This is a genomic window from Streptomyces speibonae (assembly GCF_984686075.1).
On record NZ_OZ480260.1, the window covers coordinates 5,057,839 to 5,079,664 of the forward strand.

The following is a 21,826-nucleotide window of genomic DNA, read 5'->3' on the forward strand; positions in this document are numbered from 1 at the left end:
TTTAGCCGTGCGTGAGGAGATGATCACCCTTCGCGCAAATCACCGGTGCGGCGCGGCACCATCGCGGGCCGCGGGACGTTGTCCTTGTGAGGCAACCGTGAAACGGGTAGGAAGCAGCCGACGGTCACTGCACGGCAGGCCTCCCGGCGTGACGGGGTCCTCGCATACGATGGCCGTTGCTCCGTCAGTGAAATGGAAACCGACCGTCCCAGGCCCGACCGGCAAGGAGACCAACCCCCGTGTCCGTCCTTTCGAAGATCATGCGTGCAGGCGAAGGCAAGATCCTGCGCAAGCTGCACCGCATCGCGGACCAGGTCAACTCCATCGAAGAGGACTTCGAAGGCCTCTCCGACGCCGAGCTGCGGGCCCTCACCGATGAGTACAAGGAGCGTTACGCCGACGGTGAGAGCCTGGACGACCTGCTGCCCGAGGCGTTCGCCACCGTCCGCGAAGCCGCCAGGCGCGTGCTGGGCCAGCGGCACTACGACGTCCAGATGATGGGCGGCGCCGCGCTCCACATGGGTTATGTGGCCGAGATGAAGACCGGTGAGGGCAAGACGCTCGTCGGCACCCTGCCCGCGTATCTGAACGCGCTGTCGGGCGAGGGCGTCCACATCATCACGGTCAACGACTACCTGGCCGAGCGCGACTCCGAGATGATGGGCCGCGTCCACAAGTTCCTGGGCCTGAGCGTCGGCTGCATCCTGGCCAACATGACGCCGGCCCAGCGCCGCGAGCAGTACGCGTGCGACATCACCTACGGCACGAACAACGAGTTCGGCTTCGACTACCTGCGCGACAACATGGCCTGGTCCAAGGACGAGCTCGTCCAGCGCGGCCACAACTTCGCCATCGTCGACGAGGTCGACTCGATCCTCATCGACGAGGCCCGTACGCCGCTGATCATCTCCGGCCCGGCCGACCAGGCCACCAAGTGGTACGGCGACTTCGCCAAGCTGGTCAAGCGGCTCAAGCGCGGTGAGCCCGGCCAGCCGCTCAAGGGCATCGAGGAGACCGGCGACTACGAGGTCGACGAGAAGAAGCGCACGGTCGCCATCCACGAGTCCGGTGTGGCCAAGGTCGAGGACTGGCTGGGCATCGACAATCTGTACGAGTCGGTGAACACGCCGCTCGTGGGTTACCTGAACAACGCCATCAAGGCCAAGGAGCTCTTCAAGCGCGACAAGGACTACGTCATCATCGACGACGAAGTCATGATCGTGGACGAGCACACCGGCCGTATCCTCGCCGGCCGCCGGTACAACGAGGGCATGCACCAGGCCATCGAGGCGAAGGAATCGGTGCCGATCAAGGACGAGAACCAGACGCTCGCCACGATCACGCTGCAGAACTTCTTCCGCCTCTACAAGCGCCACGACCACAACGGCAAGGAAATCCCCGGCCTGTCCGGCATGACCGGTACGGCGATGACCGAGGCCGCCGAGTTCCACCAGATCTACAAGCTCGGCGTGGTGCCCATCCCCACCAACCGGCCGATGGTCCGCAAGGACCAGTCCGACCTGATCTACCGCACCGAGGTCGCCAAGTTCGAGGCGGTCGTCGACGACATCGAGGAGAAGCACCGCAAGGGGCAGCCGATCCTCGTCGGCACGACGTCGGTGGAGAAGTCCGAGTACCTCTCCCAGCAGCTCAGCAAGCGCGGCATCCAGCACGAGGTGCTGAACGCCAAGCACCACGAGCGTGAGGCGTCCATCGTCGCCCAGGCCGGCCGCAAGGGCAGCGTCACCGTGGCGACCAACATGGCCGGCCGTGGTACGGACATCAAGCTCGGCGGCAACCCCGAGGACCTCGCCGAGGCGGAGCTGCGCCAGCGCGGCCTCGACCCCGAGGAGCACATCGAGGAGTGGGCGCAGGCCCTGCCCGAGGCGCTCGCGCGGGCCGAGGAGGCGGTCAAGGCCGAGAAGGAAGAGGTCGAGAAGAGCGGCGGCCTGTACGTCCTCGGCACCGAGCGGCACGAGTCGCGGCGCATCGACAACCAGCTGCGCGGTCGTTCCGGCCGTCAGGGCGACCCCGGCGAGTCCCGCTTCTACCTCTCGCTCGGCGACGACCTGATGCGCCTGTTCAAGGCCCAGATGGTCGAGCGCGTGATGTCCATGGCCAACGTGCCGGACGACGTGCCGATCGAGAACAAGATGGTCACCCGCGCCATCGCCTCCGCCCAGTCGCAGGTCGAGACGCAGAACTTCGAGACCCGTAAGAACGTCCTGAAGTACGACGAGGTCCTCAACCGCCAGCGTGAGGTCATCTACGGCGAGCGGCGCCGCGTCCTGGAGGGCGAGGACCTCCAGGAGCAGATCCACCACTTCATGGACGACACCATCGAGGCCTATGTCCAGGCGGAGACCGCCGAGGGCTTCCCCGAGGACTGGGACCTGGACCGGCTGTGGGGCGCCTTCAAGCAGCTCTACCCGGTGAGCGTGACCATCGAGGAGCTGGAGGAGGAGGCCGGCGACCGCGCGGGTCTGACGGCCGAGTTCATCTCCGAGTCCATCAAGGACGACATCCGCGCCCAGTACGAGGCGCGCGAGGGGCAGCTGGGCTCCGAGATCATGCGTGAGCTGGAGCGGCGGGTCGTGCTGTCGGTCCTGGACCGCAAGTGGCGCGAGCACCTCTACGAGATGGACTACCTCCAGGAGGGCATCGGCCTGCGCGCGATGGCGCAGAAGGACCCGCTGGTCGAGTACCAGCGCGAGGGCTTCGACATGTTCCAGGCCATGATGGAGGGCATCAAGGAGGAGTCCGTCGGCTATCTGTTCAACCTGGAGGTCCAGGTCGAGCAGCAGGTCGAGGAGGTCCCGGTCGAGGAGGCCGAGCCGGTCGCCGACCTGGAGAAGAAGGACGCGGTGCCCGCCCAGGCGGGGCCCCGTCCGGAGATCCGCGCGAAGGGGCTCGACGCCCCGCAGCGGCGGAACCTGCACTTCTCGGCGCCGACGGTGGACGGCGAGGGCGGCACCATCGAGGGCGACTTCGCCACCGGTGACGAGCCGGTGCGCTCCGAGGCCGACGGCCTCACCCGTGCGGAGCGCCGCAAGCAGGCACGGGGCGGGCGTCGCCGCAAGAAGTGAGCCGAGCCGCTCCGTGGACGGGGCGGCTGTGGGACGGACCGAGGGCCGGGCACCTGGCGGGTGCCCGGCCCTCGGGCGTGTCCGGACGGCTCAACGGGCGGCCGCGCGGTGCGGGCGGGGGCCGCCCAGCTCCACGGCGGTGCAGCGCCAGCGCAGATCGCGTCCCCGCTCCAGCCGGAACGCCATGGCGCGCAGCCTGTCCCCGGCGCCGATCCGGGCGAACGCCTCGATGGCGCCCTCGCGGGGTTCGAAGTAGCCGATGTCACGGACGACGGGGCGGGCGCCGCGGGTGCGCAGCGGTCCCCGCTCGGCGAGCCGGATCAGCTCGTCGTAGGCCGGGCCGGCGGTGTGCCGCAGCATCGCGTGCACGGGGCGCCGGCCGCTGAGTACGGCGAGGAGCAGTTCGGCGAAGCGGTCGGTCGGGCGGAGCTGCGGGACGGCGGGCCGCCGTGCCGGGACCCGCTCACCGGTCCGCGGCACGACGACGGGCCGGCCCGGTCCGGCCCCCGCCGCGTCCTGGACGCCCCGTCCCGGCACCGCGCCCCGCCGCGCCCGGGCGGCACGGGCGGGCGGCCGGTTGTCGGCCGGGCGCGTGGCACGGCCTCCCCCGGCGGCGGGCCGACGCCCGCCGGGGGAGGGCGCGGATGCCCTGCGGATGGTGGGGGTGCGGGGCGGGGTGGTGCCGGCGGCCGGCACGGTGGCGGAGGGCGCGCTGTCGGGGGAGGGCGCGGATGCCCTGCGGATGGTGGGGGTGCGGGGCGGGGTGGTGCCGGCGGCCGGCACGGTGGCGGAGGGCGCGCTGTCGGGGGAGGGCGGGGAGCCGGCGTGGGCCGCCCGGCTCGCTGTGAGCGGCCGGTCTCCGGCAAGGGAGGGGGCGGGCGGACGGCCGTCGGCGGGCCGGGTGGAAGGGCCCTCCTCGGCAGCCGGTCGGGGCCCGCCGGGGGCGGGCGTGCGGGGGTGGTGTCTGGTCATGACCTTGCGCATGGGGGACCCCGTTCGGTGGGCCCGGGGCGGCTGGGGGAGCCGGTGGTACCGGGCAGTAACTTCGTGTTGGGGATCTTGTACGGGGCGATGGCCGGTGGGAGCAAGGCGGAGGAACGTGGGCCGGGGCGGCCGGAGGATTCACTTATCAGGGTGACGGGCGGGGACCCGGCCCCGTGTTCGTGCGGGCGTACCGGGTGACTTTCCGGATCGGAGTGGACGGGTCCGGGGGTGTGGGCAGGGACTCGATGGGGGACGCCGGGTCGTATCCTGAGGGCTCTGCGGAGCCCCTCCGATTCATACGAAAGCGGCTGATCATGCGCGTCTACGTCCCCCTGACCCTCCCCGGGCTCGCCGAGGCGTACAAGACGGGTCAGCTGGGGGACGGGCCGTTCCTGGCCTACGCCGTCACGCCCGCGCTACGCGAGTGGTACCTCTCCGACGACATCGAGGAGCTGGAGTACGCCGCGCTGAGCCGCGCCGCGCTGGCCTCCCTGCGGCTGCTGGCCGCGGACCCCGACGCCCCGCGGCGCCGGGTCGTCGTCGCCGTGGACGTGTCCGACGGCGCCGCCCAGTCCGACCCGGACCGGGGCCTGGACCCGGCCGCGCTGGGCGAGGTGCGGGTCGCCGGGGCCGTACGGCTGGCCAGGGCGGCCGCGGTGCACGTGGACGCGCAGGACGCGGAGGCGGACGTGGCGGCCGCGGCGGACGCGCTGCCCGCGGCGGACGCCGGTGACGACGACGCGCAGTTCGTGGTGGACGGGGCGGAGGACCACGAGCTGCTGTGGTACGCGACGCAGGAGATCCCCAACCTGGTGGACTGAGCTCTGGCCTGCGGTTCTGCCGATTGTCGGCGGAGGCGGGTACGTTTTTCGGCATGGGGATGCACACCGACGCACACATCGTCTGGGACTGGAACGGCACGCTGTTCCACGACGTGGACGCCGTCATCGGCGCGACGAACGCGGCCTTCGCCGAGCTGGGCCTGGAGCCGCTCACGCTGGAGCGGTACCGGGAGCTGTACTGCGTACCGGTGCCGAAGTTCTACGAGCGGCTGATGGGGCGGCTGCCGAGCGAGGCCGAGTGGGAGCTGATGGACAGCACCTTCCACCGGTACTACACCGAGCACCGGGTGAGCTGCGGGCTCGCCGAGGGTGTGGTGGAGCTGCTGGCGGAGTGGGCGGCGGCCGGCCGCAGTCAGTCGATCCTCAGCATGTACGGACATCAGGACCTGGTGCCGCTGGTGCGGGGCTTCGGGATCGAGCCGCACTTCGTCCGGGTCGACGGGCGGACCGGGCCGTCGGGCGGCAGCAAGGCGGAGCACATGGTGCGTCACCTGGCCGCGCTGACGGGGGTGGAGCCGGCGCGGACGGTGGTGATCGGGGACGCGGCGGACGACGCGGTGGCCGCCGCGCATGCGGGGGCCCGGGCGGTGTTGTACACCGGGGGGTCGCATGGGCGGGCGAGTCTGGAGGCGGTGGGGGTGCCGGTGGTGGATTCGTTGCGGGAGGCGGTTGTCGTGGCGGAGCGGTTGGTGGCTGCGGCCTGACGTGCGTCGGCCCCGGTTCAGTGTCCCTGCGTGGGGACTGGCCGGGGAGTGGTGCGCTGCCCGGCGTGTACGGGGTGCCTCCCCCACTCTCGGCAGCGCTCGAGCGGGAGGTACCCCCACCGCCCACCCGTGCCGCCCTGGGGGCACCTCCCAGGCCCTTGAGGCACTGGGGGAGGCACGACTGCCCGCAGGCTGGGTGCGGCTGCCCGCAGGTGGGTGCGGCTGCCCGCAGCTCAGTGCGACTGTGCAGAGTGGCAAAGTTTGGGGCTTGGTTTTGTACACATACGGCTCATGACGGGGTACCTGGAGAGGGCGATAGCCTTAGTGGCGTGATCAGCGCGATATCTCGCGGGGGCCTGCGCGTCCCCGCTGTGCGCCCGGTGAGCACGGACGACATCCGTGACCGGGTGGCAGTCGCTGGTCTTCGCGGGCGGCACGGGACGCGGCGCACCCCGGAGGGGCGGACGCCACGGAGAGCAGAGTCACACCCGTCGGACGCACCGAATTCGGCCGAGAAGCCCCCGCTCATCTCATCCCGCGGCATAGCGTCGGTACGGACCGGACACCCCGCGTCGTATCACCGCACCACGAGGTGGGAAACCGTACTTCCTTCTACGTCACGCAACGGCGCGCGACAGGAGCCAGAGGACCATGCAGACCAAGCTGGACGAAGCCAAGGCCGAGCTGCTCGATCGGGCCGCCCGGGTAGCTGAGAACAGCCCGGCCGGGGGGAAACTGCCGACTGGGACGACGGACAAGGGCATGCCCGACCGGGACACCGTGCTCGAGTTCCTCCAGCGCTACTACCTGCACACCGCCCCGGAGGACCTGACCGACCGCGACCCGGTCGACATCTTCGGAGCCGCCGTCTCGCACCTCCGGCTCGCCGAGAGCCGGCCGCAGGGCACCGCCAACGTACGGGTGCACACCCCGACCGTCGAGGAGAACGGCTGGACGTGCAGCCACTCCGTCGTCGAGGTAGTCACCGACGACATGCCCTTCCTGGTCGACTCCGTCACCAATGAGCTGACCCGCCAGGGCCGCGGCATCCACGTCGTCATCCACCCCCAGATCGTGGTCCGCCGGGACGTCACCGGACAGCTGATCGAGGTGCTCACCGCCCCGGCCGGCGGCGACCTCCCGACGGACAAGCGCGACCTCCCGCACGACGCGCACGTCGAGTCCTGGATCCACGTGGAGATCGACCGCGAGACCGACCGCGAGGACCTCAAGCAGATCACCGCCGATCTGCTGCGCGTCCTGTCCGACGTCCGCGAGGCCGTCGAGGACTGGGGCAAGATGCGCCGGGCCGCCACCGCGCTGGCCGAGGCGCTGCCCGAGGAGTCCATCCCCTCCGACGTGCCCGAGCAGCAGGTCGAGGAGGCCCGCGAGCTGCTGCGCTGGCTCGCCGACGACCACTTCACCTTCCTCGGCTACCGCGAGTACGAGCTGCGCGACGACGACTCGCTTGCCGCCGTCCCCGGCACCGGCCTCGGCATCCTGCGCTCCGACCCGCACCACTCCAGCGGCGAGGACCACCCGGTCAGCCCGTCCTTCGAGCGGCTGCCCGCCGACGCCCGCGCCAAGGCGCGCGAGCACAACCTGCTGGTGCTGACCAAGGCGAACAGCCGGGCGACCGTGCACCGGCCCTCGTACCTGGACTACATCGGCGTCAAGAAGTTCGACGCGGACGGCAACGTCGTCGGTGAGCGGCGCTTCCTCGGACTGTTCTCGTCCGCCGCCTACACCGAGTCCGTGCGCCGGGTGCCGGTGATCCGGCGCAAGGTCGAGGAGGTGCTGGAGCGGGCCGGTTTCTCCCCGCACAGCCACGACGGACGCGATCTGCTCCAGATCCTGGAGACCTACCCGCGCGACGAGCTGTTCCAGACCCCGGCGGACGAACTCCAGTCCATCGTGACCTCGGTGCTCTACCTCCAGGAGCGCCGCCGGCTGCGGCTGTACCTGCGCCAGGACGAGTACGGGCGCTACTACTCCGCCCTCGTCTACCTGCCGCGGGACCGCTACACCACCGGGGTGCGGCTGCGGATCATCGACATCCTCAAGGAGGAGCTCGGCGGCACCAGCGTCGACTTCACCGCCTGGAACACCGAGTCGGTCCTCTCCCGGCTGCACTTCGTGGTCCGCGTCCCGCAGGGCACCGAACTGCCGGAGCTGTCCGACGCCGACAAGGAGCGCATCGAGGCGCGGCTCGTCGCGGCCGCCCGCTCCTGGGCCGACGGCTTCAGCGAGGCGCTGACCGCCGAGTTCGGCGAGGAGCGCGCCGCGGAGCTGCTGCGCCGCTACGCGGGCGCCTTCCCCGAGGGCTACAAGGCCGACCACTCCCCGCGCAGCGCGGTCGCCGACCTGGCCAGGGTCGAGCTGCTCGACGAACAGCGGGACTTCGAACTCAGCCTGTACGAGCCGGTCGGCGCCGCCCCCGAGGAGCGCCGCTTCAAGATCTACCGCAAGGGTGAGGCCGTCTCTCTCTCCGCGGTGCTGCCGGTGCTCCAGCGCCTGGGCGTCGAGGTCGTCGACGAGCGGCCGTACGAGCTGCGCTGCTCGGACCGGAGCGTGGCCTGGATCTACGACTTCGGTCTGCGCATGCCCAAGGCGCCCGGCGGCGGCCTGGACTACCTCGGCGACGACGCACGCGAGCGCATCCAGGACACCTTCGCGGCGACCTGGACCGGCCAGGCGGAGAACGACGGCTTCAACGCCCTCGTGCTCAGCGCCGGGCTGACCTGGCGGCAGGCCATGGTGCTGCGGGCGTACGCGAAGTACCTGCGCCAGGCGGGTTCCACCTTCAGCCAGGACTACATGGAGGACACCCTCCGCCACAACGTCCACACCACCCGGCTGCTCGTCTCCCTGTTCGAGGCGCGGATGTCGCCCGACCGGCAGCGCGCCGGGTACGAACTGGTGGACGCCCTGTTGGAAGAGGTCGACGCCGCCCTGGACCAGGTGGCCTCGCTGGACGAGGACCGCATCCTGCGCTCCTTCCTCACCGTCATCAAGGCGACGCTGCGCACCAACTTCTTCCAGGAGGCGAGCGGCGGAGTGCCGCACGACTACGTCTCCATGAAGTTCGACCCGCAGGCCATCCCGGACCTCCCGGCACCCCGCCCGGAGTTCGAGATCTGGGTGTACTCGCCGCGCGTCGAGGGCGTGCACCTGCGCTTCGGCAAGGTCGCGCGCGGCGGCCTGCGCTGGTCGGACCGCCGTGAGGACTTCCGTACGGAGATCCTCGGCCTGGTCAAGGCGCAGATGGTGAAGAACACCGTCATCGTGCCGGTCGGTGCCAAGGGCGGCTTCGTCGCCAAGCGGCTGCCCGACCCGGGCGTCGACCGGGACGCCTGGATGGCGGAGGGCATCGCCAGCTACCGGACGTTCATCTCGGCGCTGCTCGACATCACGGACAACATGGTGGGCGGCGAGGTCGTGCCCCCGGCGGACGTCGTCCGGCACGACGAGGACGACACCTACCTCGTCGTCGCCGCCGACAAGGGCACCGCCAAGTTCTCGGACATCGCCAACGAGGTCGCCGAGGTCTACAACTTCTGGCTCGGTGACGCCTTCGCCTCTGGCGGCAGCGCGGGCTACGACCACAAGGGCATGGGCATCACCGCCCGCGGTGCCTGGGAGTCCGTCAAGCGGCACTTCCGGGAGCTGGGCGTGGACACCCAGACCGAGGACTTCACGGTCGTCGGCATCGGCGACATGTCCGGTGACGTGTTCGGCAACGGCATGCTGCTCAGCGAGCACATCCGGCTGGTCGCCGCCTTCGACCACCGGCACATCTTCATCGACCCCAACCCCGACGCGGCCGTCTCCTACGCCGAGCGCCGCCGTCTGTTCGAGCTGCCGCGCAGCTCCTGGGAGGACTACAACCCCGAGCTGATCTCGGCCGGCGGCGGGGTCTTCCCGCGCACCGCCAAGTCCGTGCCGGTCAACGCCCAGATCCGCGAGGCCCTCGGCCTGGAGTCCGGCGTCACCAAGATGACCCCGCCGGACCTGATGAAGGCGATCCTCACGGCACCGGTCGACCTGCTGTGGAACGGCGGCATCGGCACGTACGTCAAGGCGTCCACGGAGTCCAACGCCGACGTCGGCGACAAGGGCAACGACCCCATCCGGGTGAACGGCAAGGACCTGCGGGTCGAGGTCGTCGGCGAGGGCGGCAACCTGGGCATGACCCAGCTCGGCCGGATCGAGTTCGCGCTGCACGGCGGGCGGCTCAACACCGACGCCATCGACAACAGCGCGGGTGTCGACACCTCCGACCACGAGGTGAACATCAAGATCCTGCTGAACGGTCTGGTCAAGGACGGCGACATGACCGTCAAGCAGCGCAACAAGCTGCTCGCCGCGATGACCGACGAGGTCGGCCGGCTGGTGCTGCGCAACAACTACGCGCAGAACACCGCCATCGCCAACGCGCTGGCGCAGTCGAAGGACATGGTCCACGCTCAGCAGCGGTTCCTGAAGCACCTGGTGAACGAGGGCCAGCTGGACCGGGCCCTGGAGTTCCTGCCCAGCGACCGCCAGATCCGCGAGCGGCTCTCCTCCGGGCAGGGCCTGACCGGACCGGAGACGGCCGTCCTGCTGGCGTACACGAAGATCACGGTCACCGAGGAACTGCTGCAGACCTCGCTGCCCGAGGACCCGTACCTGAAGGTGCTGCTGCACGCGTACTTCCCGACGGCGCTGCGCGAGCAGTTCCCCGACCGGATCGACAACCACCCGCTGCGCCGTGAGATCACCACGACGGTGCTGGTCAACGACACGGTCAACACGGGCGGTACGACGTATCTGCACCGGATGCGCGAGGAGACCGGGGCATCGCTGGAGGAGATCGTCCGGGCGCAGACGGCGGCCCGTGCGATCTTCCGCTCCTCGGTGGTGTGGGACGCGGTCGAGGCCCTCGACAACAAGGTCGACGCGGACGTCCAGACCCGGATCCGGCTGCACTCGCGCCGGCTGGTCGAGCGCGGCACGCGCTGGCTGCTCAACAACCGGCCGCAGCCGCTGGAGCTCGCCGAGACGGTGGAGTTCTTCTCCGAGCGCGTCGAGCAGGTCTGGGCCGAGCTGCCGAAGCTGCTGCGCGGCGCGGACCTGGACTGGTACCAGAAGATCTACGACGAGCTGAGCGGCGCCGGTGTCCCCGACGAGCTCGCCACCCGGGTCGCCGGCTTCTCCTCGGCCTTCCCGACGCTCGACATCGTGTCGGTGGCCGACCGGATGGGCAAGGAGCCGCTGGACGTCGCCGAGGTCTACTACGACCTCGGTGACCGGCTGCGCATCACCCAGCTGATGGACCGCATCATCGAGCTGCCGCGCGCCGACCGCTGGCAGTCCATGGCCCGCGCGGCGATCCGCGAGGACCTCTACGCGGCGCACGCGGCGGTGACCGCGGACGTGCTGGCGGTGGGCGACGGCTCGGCGACGCCGGAGCAGCGCTTCGAGGTGTGGGAGCGGAAGAACGCGGCCCTGCTGAGCCGGGCCCGCACCACCCTGGAGGAGATCCACAGCTCCGACGCGTTCGACCTCGCCAACCTGTCGGTGGCGATGCGGACGATGCGGACGCTGCTGCGGTCGCACTCGTAACCCCGCGAGGGTGTGGGCGAGGGGCGTTTCGGACCGTGGGGTCCGGGGCGCCCCTCGCGCCGTGTGGTGCCTTAGGTGGGATGGGTGATGAATATGTGGGGTGCGGGGTGATGAACGGTTATTGCTGATATGTGAATGTCCGATTCATATCGTCCGTAGGGTCGGGGCGGGGCAGTACGCGCCGCGTACCGGCCCCTCCGGCGGCCATCGGCCGGGTTATAGCCCGGGCCGCCGCGGGGCTCGTGCTGGTCCTGCTGGTCCTGCTTGTCGTACGGCTGCCCTGGGCCGGTGACCTGGGCATCCACGCGGCGACCGTGGAGCGGCTGCGGCACAGTCTGCTCGACCCCGGCAATCCGCTGGTCGACGCGGACACCCCGAGCCCGTACTACTCGCCGTGGATGCTGGTGCTCGGCGCGGTCGCCCGGCTGACGGGGCTGGGCACGTTCGCGGTGCTGCGGCTGGCCGCCGCGGCCGGGCTGGTGCTGCTGGTGACGGGCGTCTGGCGGTACATACGGACGCTGAGCGCGCATCCGGCGGCGCCCGCGCTCGCCCTGCTGAGCCTGCTGCTGGTGTGGGGGACGACGCCGTTCGCGTGGAGCGGCTTCCTGGGGCTCAACTCGCTGGCGCTGACGATGGCGTATCCCAGCACGTTCACCCTCGGGCTCGCCTTCCACTTCTGGGCCTGGCTGACCGGGGCGCTGCGCGGGGGCGGCGCGGGCGGGTGGGGGGCGTGGACCGGCCTGGGGGTGCTGTGGGGGGTGATCCTGCTCTGCCATCAGTTCTCGGGGATCGTGGCCTCGCTGGGCGCGGTCGCCACGGTGGTCGCGGCCCGGGCGGGGCGGGCGGTGTGGCCGCGGCTGGGGGTCGCGGCGGCGGCCGGAGCGGTGGTGCTGTGGGCGTGGCCGTACTACGACTTCTTCGCCCTGCTCGGCGCGGGGGACGGGCTGGAGTCGGTGCACCGGGGGCTGTACACGCGGCTGCTCCCGCGGTACGGGCTGGTGCTGCTCGGGGTGGCCGCGCTGATACCGCGGTGGCTGCGCGACCGCAGGGATCCGCTGGTGGTGTTCTTCGCACTGGGAGTGGTGGTCGTCTCGGCGGGGTGGGTGACCGGGCACTACTCGTGGGGGCGGGCGTTGCCCGCGGTGGTGGTGCCGGCGCAGGTGGGGGTGGCGTTGGCGGCCGTAGGCGCGCGGGAGGGACGGGCGCGGGGTGTGTGGGCGCTGCTGCTCGGCGGGGCGCTGGCGGTCGGGGGGTGGGCGCAGGCGGGGACGCTCGGGTACGTGGTGCCGCGCGATGTCCTGCCGGAGGCGGTGGCCGAGCGGTACCGGGAGCCGTGGACGGGATACCACTGGATCACGCCGTGGGTGCGGTACGGGGACGTGGTCATGGCCGAGGGGCGGTCGGCGCGGCAGGTTCCGGCGTACGGGGCGTACACGGTCGCGCCCGGTTACCCCGACTTCTTCCTTCCGGACGGGGAGCGGCGGGCGGCGGCCACGGAGGCGTACTTCGCGGCGGGGACCCCGGAGTCCGTACGGAGGCACGTGGAGCGGGGGTTCGGGGTGCGGTGGGTGGTGGACCGGCGGGGGGTGCTGGCGGGGACGGGGCTGCGGGCGGTGGCCCGGGGGCCGGAGGGGGAGGTGCTGTACGCGGTGCCATGAGCTGGGGGCGGTGGGCGGGTGGTGCGGGTTCTCGAACGCCGGACGGGCTGGGTTTCAGCGCAGGGCGCCGGCGATGAGGTGGGCGGCCTGGCGGGCCTTGGGGTGGGCCAGGCGGGTGGCGAGGGGGCGGAGGGTCGCGGTGAGGCCGACCGGGGTCCAGCGGATCTGGAGGCGGCCCGGGCCGTGGCCCTCCGGTTCGACCGTGACCCGGTGCGGGGCCGCGCCGGAGCGGTAGGGGACGCGGGCGGTCCGGGCCGGGAAGTCGAGGGGAGCCAGCAGCACGCCCCGGTTGCTCTGGCCGCCGCAGGTGAGCCGGACCACGGGGTGACGCACCCCCGCGAAGCCGCTCAGCGGCAGGCGTGCCGTCGCCGGGTCGAGCCGGACCCGGCCCTCGAAGACGCCGGGCCGTACCGGTGAGAGCCGGAAGGGCACGGTGAGCCGGCGCCGGCCGGGGGAGATGACGAGGCTCGCGCGCTGGGGGCCGACCGGGAGGCGCAGGGAGGGGTCGTAGGTGCGCACGGTCAGGTCGACCGAAACGCCGGGGCCCGGGGTGAGCTCCGTGATCTCATGGCGGAACTGGGCGCCGAAGAAGGGGCGGGTGGCCGGCTCCAGGTCGGTGAGGTCCAGCTCGCGGCGGGCCCCGGCGGACCCGGGGACGCGGTCGCCCCAGTAGGTACGGCCGTCCGCGTCGGTGGTCAGCCGCCTCGGCGCGACGGAGTGGGCCAGGCCCCGGGCGGCGAGCCGGGCGTCGGTGAAGCGGCGGTCGCGGACCAGCTGGAGCACCACCCGTTCGGGGCGGGGGAGCCGGGCGTAGGCGCCGGGGGACAGGGTCCCCAGGTACGGGTTGACCACGTCCGCGAAGGACGCGAGCCACTCCTCGTCCCGGTAGGGCAGGTCGCCCGCGTACATCCGGAAGTCGTGCTTGAGGAACTTGTGGTCCTTGTCCTCGCGCAGCGCCCCGTGCCCGCTCTCCACCAGGAACGCGTCGATCAGCCGCTGTACGTGGATCCGGTCGCGGACGTTGCTGAGCAGATGCCGCTGGTTGGAGATGGACGCCGCCTCGGAGCCCGCGTACGGGGCGACGTACCAGAGGTACACGGGCTCGGGGATGATCGTGAACCGTTTCGCCAGGCAGTACGCCTGCGCCGAGAACAGCTGGTCCTCGTAGTGGATGCCCTCCGGGAAGCGCAGGTCGTACCGGTCGAGGAAGGCGCGGGCGTACATCTTGCTGGTCGACAGGTGTTCGAAGAACAGGCGCGGGTCGTCCTCGATGCCGTCCAGCGTGCGGTGCTCCTGCACGAGGTGCGGCATCCAGGTGGAGCGGCGGCCGGTGTCCACCCGGATCCGCCGCACCGCGCCCATCGCGAAGTCGATGTCGCGTGCGCGGTGCGCGGCGAGCAGGGAGGCGACCGCGTCCGGCGGGAGTTCGTCGTCGGAGTCGAGGAACATCAGGAACGGGGCCCGCGCGGTCTCCAGGGCGCGGTTGCGGGGTACGCTGCATCCGCCGCTGTTCTCGGGCAGCCGCAGGCAGCGGATGCGCGGGTCGGCGGCCGCCAGTTCCCGGGCCACCCGGGGCGTGTCGTCCGTGGAGTGGTCGTCGCTGACGATGATCTCGAGGTTGCGGTGGGTCTGGCGGCGTACGGACTCCACCGCGCGGGGAAGCCGCTCGGCGTCGTTGTGCACGATCACCGTGACGGTGACGTCGGGGATCCGCGGGTCGGTCGTCACGCGGTCGCCTCCTCGGGGGTGGGCGCCGGGGTGCGTTCCCCGATCGGCAGGACCGGCGGCAGCGACGCCTCGTCCTGGCCGAGGAAGACCCGGCGCACGACGCGTTCGGCGGCGCGGCCGTCGTCGTACTCGCAGAACCGGCGGCGGAAGGCCGCCCGCGCCTTCGCCGCGCTCTCGTCGTGCCAGGCGTCGGTGGCGAGGATCTCGGTCAGCTCCTCCTGGGTGCGGGCGACCGGGCCGGGTGCCTCGGCCATGAGGTCGAAGTAGACCCCGCGCGTGGTGCGGTACGTCTCCCAGTCGTCGGCGTGGATGACGATCGGGCGGTCCAGGTTGGCGTAGTCGAACATGATCGACGAGTAGTCCGTGACGAGGGCGTCGGCGGCCAGGCACAGCTCCTCGACCGGGTCGTAGGCGGAGACGTCCACGATGCGGCCGGAGCGGCGCAGCCCGGTGAGCGGGGAGGCGCCGCCGTCGTAGAAGTAGTGGGCGCGCACCAGCAGCACGGTGTGCTCGCCGAGGCGGTCGGCGAGGGCGGCGAGGTCCAGGCGCGGGGTCCAGCCGGCCTCGTAGTCCCGGTGCGTCGGCGCGTAGAGGACGGCCCGGCGGCCGGGGGCGATGCCGAGGCGGTCGCGGACCGCGCGGATGTCGGCGGCGCCGGCCGTGTAGAAGACGTCGTTGCGCGGATAGCCGTGGTCGAGCGAGACGAACTGAGCCGGGTACGCCCTCTCCCACATGCGGGTGGTGTGGCTGTTGCTGGAGATGCTGTAGTCCCACTTGTCGACGCGCTCGAGCAGCGCGTCGAAGTCCAGTCCCTGCGCGGCGGCGGGGAACGGCATCTGGTCCAGGCCCATGCGCTTGAGCGGGGTGCCGTGGTGGGTCTGGAGATGGACGGCGTCGGGGCGTTTGACGACCGCGTTCGGGAAGTTCACGTTGTTGACGAGGTACTTCGCGGTGGCCAGCACCTCCCAGTAGCGGCGGGTGCCGGGGACCACATGGTCGGTGCCGGGCGGGAGCAGGGCCGCGTTGCGCTCGGTCACCACCCAGACGGGATGGATGTCCGGGGCGAGTTCGGACGCCTTCGCGGCGATCGCTGCCGGATTGCAGGCGACCCCCCGGTTCCAGTAGGCGGAGAACACCGCGAGACGGGGGTCGACGGGGCGGCGCAGGGCCCTGCGGTACTGGGTGTCGCGGACCCGGGCGCCGACCTCGCGCTTCCCCGCGCGCACCGCGGAGCGCACCGCGCGGCGGGCCCGGTTGGCGGTCTGGAAGGCCCGGTACTTGGTGTAGGCGTCCTCCTCGAGCAGCGCGCGGCGCATGCCGTCCAGGCCGGCGGGGCGGCGGTGGCCCTCGGGGCGGCGGCGCAGGGCGGCGAGCGAGGCCCGGTGGAAGAACTCCTCGGCCACGTCGTCGGGCAGGCCGCCGCGGGCGAAGGTGCGCAGGCAGTCCCGGACCATGATCTCGTACAGCACGGTGTAGACGGCGGGGCGTTCCCGGGCGAGGTCGAGGAGGCGCTCGTAGCGGTCGACGAGCGCGAAGTGCTGCTCGGGGGTGGTCGCCGGGAGGCTCGCGGGGCGCAGCCTGCGGTCCTCGTGGGCGATGTGCGGCAGGCAGGCGACACGGCCGGCGAGCAGCAGGGCGGCGAGGGCGGCCTCCGGCTCGCTGTCGGTGGTGAGCCGCTCCTCGTGGGCCCGCCAGAAGCCGGCGCGCAGCACGCGGGTGCCGAGCAGCGGGGTCAGCCGCAGCAGGTAGGCGCCGTCGTCGAGGGCGAGGTCGGTGCGGCCCGCGCGGGTGAGCAGGGGTCCGTCCGCCGAGGGCAGCCCGGAGCTGCGCCAGGTGCTGCGGAGGTGGTCGACGAGCAGGACGTCGACGGTGTCGGGGAGTTCGGCGGTCCGCTCCGCGACCGTGCGGGAACTGCCGGGCGGCAGGCCGTCCTTCGCGGGGACGAAGTGCAGCCAGCGCCCGGTGGCCCGCGCGGCCCCGGCCGCCCGGGCCGCCGCGTCGGACGTGCCGGCGGGCAGCGGCACCACCTGGACCTGGGCGGAGTGCCGCTCCGCCGTCTCCCGGGCCCAGTCGCCGACGGCGGCGACGACGACCTCGACGTCCGGGAGGGGGCGGGCGGCGAGCGAGCCGAGGAGGCCGGTCAGATGATCCTGCGTGTTCGGCCCGTGGACGATGACGCTGAGCTCGGGCATCGAGGGGCTCCTTCGGCTACGCGTCGCTCCGGACAGTCCTCTTCGGTCATATTGACACCAATGCGACGAAGTGGACGCCAAGGCGCGCGGGGCGGCGCAGGTGAGCCGCGCGGGCCGTACGGTCCTACGGCCGCCCCCCGGGCCTCACGACGCGGCGGCGGCCGCCTGCGGCTCGGTCGTCGCCTCGCTCCTGGGCTCGGTCTTCGCCTCGGTCTTCGCCTCGGTCTTCGCCTCGGCCTTCGCTTCTGGCTTCGGCTTGGGCTTCGGTTTGGCCTTGGCGGTCTTGTCCCCGGTGAACGCCTCGTACTCCTTGAGCACCTCCTCGGTCGGCCCGTCCATGCGCAGCTCGCCCCGCTCCAGCCACAGCACGCGTTCGCAGGTGTCGCGGATGGACTTGTTGTTGTGGCTGACCAGGAACACCGTTCCGGCGTGCTTGCGCAGCTCGCGGATGCGGGCCTCGGAGCGCTTCTGGAAGGAGCGGTCGCCGGTGGCCAGCGCCTCGTCGACGAGGAGGACGTCGTGGTCCTTGGCGGCGGCGATGGAGAAGCGCAGCCGGGCCGCCATGCCGGAGGAGTAGGTGCGCATCGGCAGGGTGATGAAGTCGCCCTTCTCGTTGATGCCGGAGAAGTCGACGATCTCCTGGTACCGGGCCTTGATCTCGTCGCGGGACATGCCCATCGCGAGCCCGCCGAGGTGGACGTTGCGCTCCCCGGTCAGGTCGCTCATCAGCGCGGCGTTGACGCCGAGCAGGGAGGGCTGGCCGTCGGTGTAGATGCGGCCGTTCTCCACCGGGAGCAGTCCGGCGACGGCCTTGAGCAGGGTCGACTTGCCGGAGCCGTTGGTGCCGATCAGGCCGATGGCCTCGCCGCGGTAAGCGACGAAGGACACGTTGCGCACCGCGTGCACCCGGCGCACGCCGGAGGCCTTCTCGGTCTGCTTGCGGCGCAGGATGCGGTTGAGGGCCGCGGTGGCGGAGCCGCGTCCGGCGCCGGTGCCGTTGACCCGGTAGACGATGTCGACGCCGTCGGCGATGACGGTGGGGACCCTCTGGTCGGTGGTGTCAGCCACGGCCGTACCTCTCCTCGGACTTCCAGAAGTAGACGAAGCCGACCACGCCGGTCAGCAGGGCCCAGCCCAGCGCGAACGCCCACACGTGCGGCGGCAGGTACGACGAGCCGTACTCGTCGATCAGCGCGAACCGCACCAGATCCATGTACACCGCCGCCGGATTCCACTGCAGGACGTCGGCCAGCCAGGACGGAACGTCCTTGTAGTGCAGCATCGCCGGAATGAGGAACATCACACCCGAGGCGTACATCCACGTACGCAGCACGAACGGCATCAGCTGGGCCAGGTCCGGCGTCTTGCTGCCCATCCGCGCGAAGATCAGCGCAAGCCCGGTGTTGAACACGAACTGCAGCACCAGCGCCGGCACGACCAGCAGCCACGACAGATCCGGGAAGCTGCCGAACGCCAGCATGATCACCACCAGCACGATCATCGACGCCAGCAACTGCTGGAGCTGCTGCAACGCGAACGAGATCGGCAGCGAGGCCCGCGGGAAGTGCAGCGCCCGCACCAGCCCCAGGTTGCCCGAGATCGCCCGCACACCCGCCAGCACCGAGCTCTGGGTGAACGTGAACACGAACACGCCCGTCACCAGGAACGGCACGTAGACATCCTTCGGGATGCCCCGGTTGGCGCCCAGCAGCAGACCGAAGATGAAGAAGTACACCGCCGCGTTCAGCAGCGGGGTCGCCACCTGCCACAGCTGGCCCAGCTTGGCCTGGCTGTACTGCGCGGTGAGCTTCGCCCGGGAGAAGGCGAGGATGAAATGCCGCCGGCCCCAGAGCTGACGGACGTACTCGATGAGGGACGGCCGGGCGCCGCTGACCGTGAGGCCGTGCCGGGCGGCGAGGGCCGCGAGGTCGTCCTCGGCGGGTGCCGGGCCGGCCGGTGCGGGGGGCGGTGTGTGGAGGACCTGACTCACATCCGCTGCTTTCGCTAGAGGGAGGGGGAGGGCAACGGGTATTCGACGTCGGGACGGGACCGTATCGTCGTGACGGAGCGTAGGCCGAATACACGTCGGAACGCAACCGTTTCGTCGCTACGGTGGCGGCCTATGCTGGGCGGCATGACGACGAACGCAGACGAGCCCCAGCCGCGTCCGCGCCGCCGGGCCCCGGCCGGGGCGGCCGTACTGCGCCAGGACGTGACGGAGGCGATCCGGGCGGCCGTCTTCGAGGAGCTCGCCGCGGTCGGCTACGCGCGGATGTCGATCGAGGGGATCGCGCGCCGCGCGGGCGTCGGCAAGACCGCGGTGTACCGCCGCTGGCGTTCCAAGCTCCACCTGGTCCTGGACCTGGTGTCCGCGATCGCCGTCCAGGGCCTGCCCGCCCCCGACACCGGCTCCCTGGAGAGCGACCTGCGCCTCTTGTACGAGGTCAGCTCCCGCGCCCTGCGCCACCCCGTCGCCTCGCAGATCCTGCCCGACCTCCAGGCCGAGGCGGCCCGCAACCCCGACATCGCCGAGGCCCTCCAGAAGGCGGTGCGCGAGGGCCAGGACGGCGTGGCCAAGGGCATCGTCACCGCGGCGCAGGCCCGCGGCGAACTGCGCCCCGGACTCGACCACGACCTGGCGCTGGACCTCATCTCCGGCCCGCTGTACTGGCGCTCGGTGGTCATCCGCAGCCCCAGGCTCCCGAAGGGCTACCTGGCCTCGCTGACCGGGGCGACCGCCGCGGCCCTGAAGGCGCTCTGACGCGGGGCGCGGTCAGCGGGACGCGAGCGCGTCGTCCCCGGCGGGGCCGCCTCGGCCGACGGCGACCGCCCAGGCGACGGCCGAGGACGCCGTCACCTGCACCGTGCCCGGCTCATGGGCGCCGGCCACGGCGAGTTCGTTGTACGTGAGGGTGGGCTCGTCCGTACCGCACGCGAAGCGGAAGCCCGCGTCCATCGCAGGCAGCGCGACGTCGACGGTGCCCTTGCCCCGGCAGTTCACGGCGACGACGAGGGCCTTGCCCGCGGGGCCGGCCCGGTAGGAGAAGCCGCCGTCGCCACGGGCCGGGCCCCGCCGTCCGGCCAGGACCGCACCGTCCCGGGAGCCGAGCTCGGAGGCCGTGACCGCGACAGCCGACCGATCGGGGGCGGGCCGACCGGTGGCCGGCCGCTCGGTCGGGGCGGGACGCGCCGCACTGCCGCCGGTGTCGTCGTTGCCCGAGGCGCAGCCCGCCGCCGCCAGCAGTGCGAGAGCCCGGACCGCCGTCCCGCGCCGCACGCCCATCCGGCCTCCCCCAGCCCGCGTGATCACTGCTCCGGACACTATGGGCCAGGGCACGAACACGGCCACCGCCCGCATGATCCTCTGAGGATCATTTGAGCAGGAGCCGCGCCGCCGGCCCGGCCAGGCGCCGCAGCCCGCTCCGCAGGGCCGGGACGATGCCGCGCACGCCGGTGGCCACGCGCAGGGCCAGGGAGCCCGAGTGGGTGGCGTACGGGTGGACGAGGACCAGGCCGTGCCGGGGGCTCGGCAGCGCGTGGCGGCGGAGCAGGCCGGGGCCGGACAGGGCGCGGGCCGTGACGGCGCGGGCCGAGCCGTCCCGGAAGCGCAGGCGCAGCCGCAGGTCCCAGGCGCCGGTGCCGAGCGCCGCCAGCCGCTCCGGACGCACCGGGGTCTCCGCGACCCAGGTTCCCTCCATGGACGCACGCAACGGCACCGTACGGCGCAGGGCCGGCGCCGCGCCGTCCCGGTGCCGCCACTCCACCTCCGCCTCGACCGGGCCCGCCTGCGCCGTCCTGCCGTACAGGTCGTGCAGACGCAGCCGCAGGCGGCGCGCGCGGGGGCGCAGTTCCGCGTCCACGGCGAGCGGGAGCCGGGCGGTGGGGCGGGTCAGCAGGCCCTCCAGGGTGAGGCCGGGCAGGTCGTCCGACCAGCACGGGGTGCCCTCCCGCGCGCGGGCGTACGGCGGGGTCAGCCGGGCCGGCCGGGCCGCCAGCTCCCGCAGCCGGGGCAGGTCGCGCGGCGCGGGGGAGGCCAGGACGACCCGGGCGATCAGCGGTCCCGGCGCCACCGGGTCGCGGGAGCGGTCGGCGGCGTCGAACTCCGCGAGGAAGGCCCGGGTGTGCGCCCACCACGCGCGCCGGTACTCCACGTCCCGCAGCGGCAGCTCGCGCGCGTACATGCGCAGGTCGTGGTCGAGGAACTTGGCCCGTGCCCGGCGTGCCAGCCGCTTCTCCCCGGCGTCCAGCAGGATCGCGTACGCGGTGCGGCACGCGTGCGTGCGGGCGCGCCAGTTGCCGACGCCCGCGCGGTCCAGCGAGATCGACAGCCGCCGCGCGGAGCGCCGGACGTGCCAGAGGTATACCCGGTCCGGGACCAGGGCCACGCGCGGGGCGGCGGCCCACACCCGCGCGGTGAACACGATGTCCTCGTAGGGGAAGCGGCCCTCGGGGAAGCGGATGCCGTGCTCGCGCAGGAAGGCGGTGGCGTAGAGCTTGTTGACGCAGAGGGTGTCGTGGACCAGACGCGGGCGGTGCGCGGGGTGGGCGAGGACGGCGGGCGCGGCGTACAGGTCCGGCTCCCACGGCACCTCGCGGCCCGACGGCAGCTCACGGCGTACGCACAGACCGCCTGTGACCTGTGCGCCGGCCCCGGCCGCGGCCGTGAGCAGGGCGTCCACCGCGCCGGGCGGCAGGACGTCGTCGCTGTCCAGGAACATCACGTACGGCGCGGTCACCGCGTCAAGCCCGGTGTTGCGGGGTGTGCCGCAGCCGCCGCTGTTGACCGCGAGCCGGATCACCCGCACCCGGGGGTCCTCGGCGGCCAGCCGGTCCAGCAGGCCGGCGCTGCCGTCCGTCGAGCAGTCGTCGACGGCGACGACCTCGCCTACGGCGGGTCCTTGCGCGAGCGCCGAGCGGACGGCGTCGGTCACATGGGCGGCGTCGTCGTGGCCGATGACCACGACGGCGACGACGGCGACGTCGGGGGCGGGCCGGGGGTGAAAGGGGTGCATGGCGTCCTCGGGCACG

Annotated in this window: 13 protein-coding genes; 6 read left to right on the forward strand and 7 right to left on the reverse strand. The window is 72.3% G+C overall.

The window, feature by feature from the left end:
• Positions 1 to 239: 239 nt before the first annotated feature.
• Positions 240 to 3,086, forward strand: a complete 2,847-nt coding sequence (gene secA, locus AC5L3C_RS22890) for a preprotein translocase subunit SecA (protein ID WP_493650610.1) — start codon at positions 240 to 242, stop codon at positions 3,084 to 3,086.
• Positions 3,087 to 3,176: 90 nt separating this feature from the next.
• Here the strand turns inward: secA and AC5L3C_RS22895 are convergent, their stop codons facing one another.
• Complete coding sequence (locus tag AC5L3C_RS22895) at positions 3,177 to 4,058, reverse strand: Rv3235 family protein (protein WP_493650611.1); 882 nt, start codon at positions 4,056 to 4,058, stop codon at positions 3,177 to 3,179.
• 326 nt (positions 4,059 to 4,384) lie between these two features.
• On the opposite strand from AC5L3C_RS22895, the gene AC5L3C_RS22900 reads away from it, so the two are divergent.
• From AC5L3C_RS22900 to AC5L3C_RS22915, 4 genes are all read left to right on the forward strand, one after another.
• Positions 4,385 to 4,891, forward strand: coding sequence for a DUF6912 family protein (locus AC5L3C_RS22900; RefSeq protein WP_493650612.1), 507 nt, complete (start codon positions 4,385 to 4,387; stop codon positions 4,889 to 4,891).
• 53 nt (positions 4,892 to 4,944) lie between these two features.
• Positions 4,945 to 5,616 (forward strand): HAD family hydrolase, encoded by a 672-nt coding sequence (locus tag AC5L3C_RS22905; RefSeq protein WP_493650613.1) that lies wholly within the window; start codon positions 4,945 to 4,947, stop codon positions 5,614 to 5,616.
• 651 nt (positions 5,617 to 6,267) lie between these two features.
• On the forward strand, positions 6,268 to 11,220 hold the full coding sequence (locus AC5L3C_RS22910) for an NAD-glutamate dehydrogenase (protein WP_493650614.1): 4,953 nt from the start codon (positions 6,268 to 6,270) through the stop codon (positions 11,218 to 11,220).
• Positions 11,221 to 11,351: 131 nt separating this feature from the next.
• Complete coding sequence (locus AC5L3C_RS22915; RefSeq protein WP_493650615.1) at positions 11,352 to 12,878, forward strand: hypothetical protein; 1,527 nt, start codon at positions 11,352 to 11,354, stop codon at positions 12,876 to 12,878.
• A gap of 54 nt (positions 12,879 to 12,932) precedes the next feature.
• Here AC5L3C_RS22915 and AC5L3C_RS22920 read toward each other — a convergent pair whose 3' ends face one another.
• The 4 genes from AC5L3C_RS22920 to AC5L3C_RS22935 form a co-directional block, all read right to left on the reverse strand.
• Positions 12,933 to 14,606, reverse strand: a complete 1,674-nt coding sequence (locus AC5L3C_RS22920) for a glycosyltransferase family 2 protein (protein ID WP_493650616.1) — start codon at positions 14,604 to 14,606, stop codon at positions 12,933 to 12,935.
• The gene (locus AC5L3C_RS22925) at positions 14,603 to 16,798 is read right to left on the reverse strand and encodes a CDP-glycerol glycerophosphotransferase family protein (RefSeq protein ID WP_493650617.1); all 2,196 of its coding nucleotides are present in this window, start codon (positions 16,796 to 16,798) and stop codon (positions 14,603 to 14,605) included. Before AC5L3C_RS22925 ends, AC5L3C_RS22920 begins: the two co-directional genes overlap by 4 nt.
• 144 nt (positions 16,799 to 16,942) lie before the next feature.
• Positions 16,943 to 17,866 (reverse strand): ABC transporter ATP-binding protein, encoded by a 924-nt coding sequence (locus AC5L3C_RS22930; protein ID WP_493650618.1) that lies wholly within the window; start codon positions 17,864 to 17,866, stop codon positions 16,943 to 16,945.
• The gene (locus AC5L3C_RS22935; protein ID WP_493650619.1) at positions 17,859 to 18,788 is read right to left on the reverse strand and encodes an ABC transporter permease; all 930 of its coding nucleotides are present in this window, start codon (positions 18,786 to 18,788) and stop codon (positions 17,859 to 17,861) included. Before AC5L3C_RS22935 ends, AC5L3C_RS22930 begins: the two co-directional genes overlap by 8 nt.
• Before the next feature lie 144 nt (positions 18,789 to 18,932).
• On the opposite strand from AC5L3C_RS22935, the gene AC5L3C_RS22940 reads away from it, so the two are divergent.
• On the forward strand, positions 18,933 to 19,559 hold the full coding sequence (locus AC5L3C_RS22940) for a TetR/AcrR family transcriptional regulator (RefSeq protein WP_125506108.1): 627 nt from the start codon (positions 18,933 to 18,935) through the stop codon (positions 19,557 to 19,559).
• A gap of 12 nt (positions 19,560 to 19,571) precedes the next feature.
• On the opposite strand, the gene AC5L3C_RS22945 is transcribed toward AC5L3C_RS22940, so the two are convergent.
• Together AC5L3C_RS22945 and AC5L3C_RS22950 are read right to left on the reverse strand one after the other, a co-directional pair.
• Positions 19,572 to 20,081, reverse strand: coding sequence for a hypothetical protein (locus tag AC5L3C_RS22945; protein ID WP_493650620.1), 510 nt, complete (start codon positions 20,079 to 20,081; stop codon positions 19,572 to 19,574).
• An 88-nt stretch (positions 20,082 to 20,169) separates the two neighbouring features.
• Entirely contained in the window at positions 20,170 to 21,810 is a 1,641-nt protein-coding gene (locus tag AC5L3C_RS22950; RefSeq protein ID WP_493650621.1) for a glycosyltransferase, read from the reverse strand.
• Positions 21,811 to 21,826: the final 16 nt, after the last annotated feature.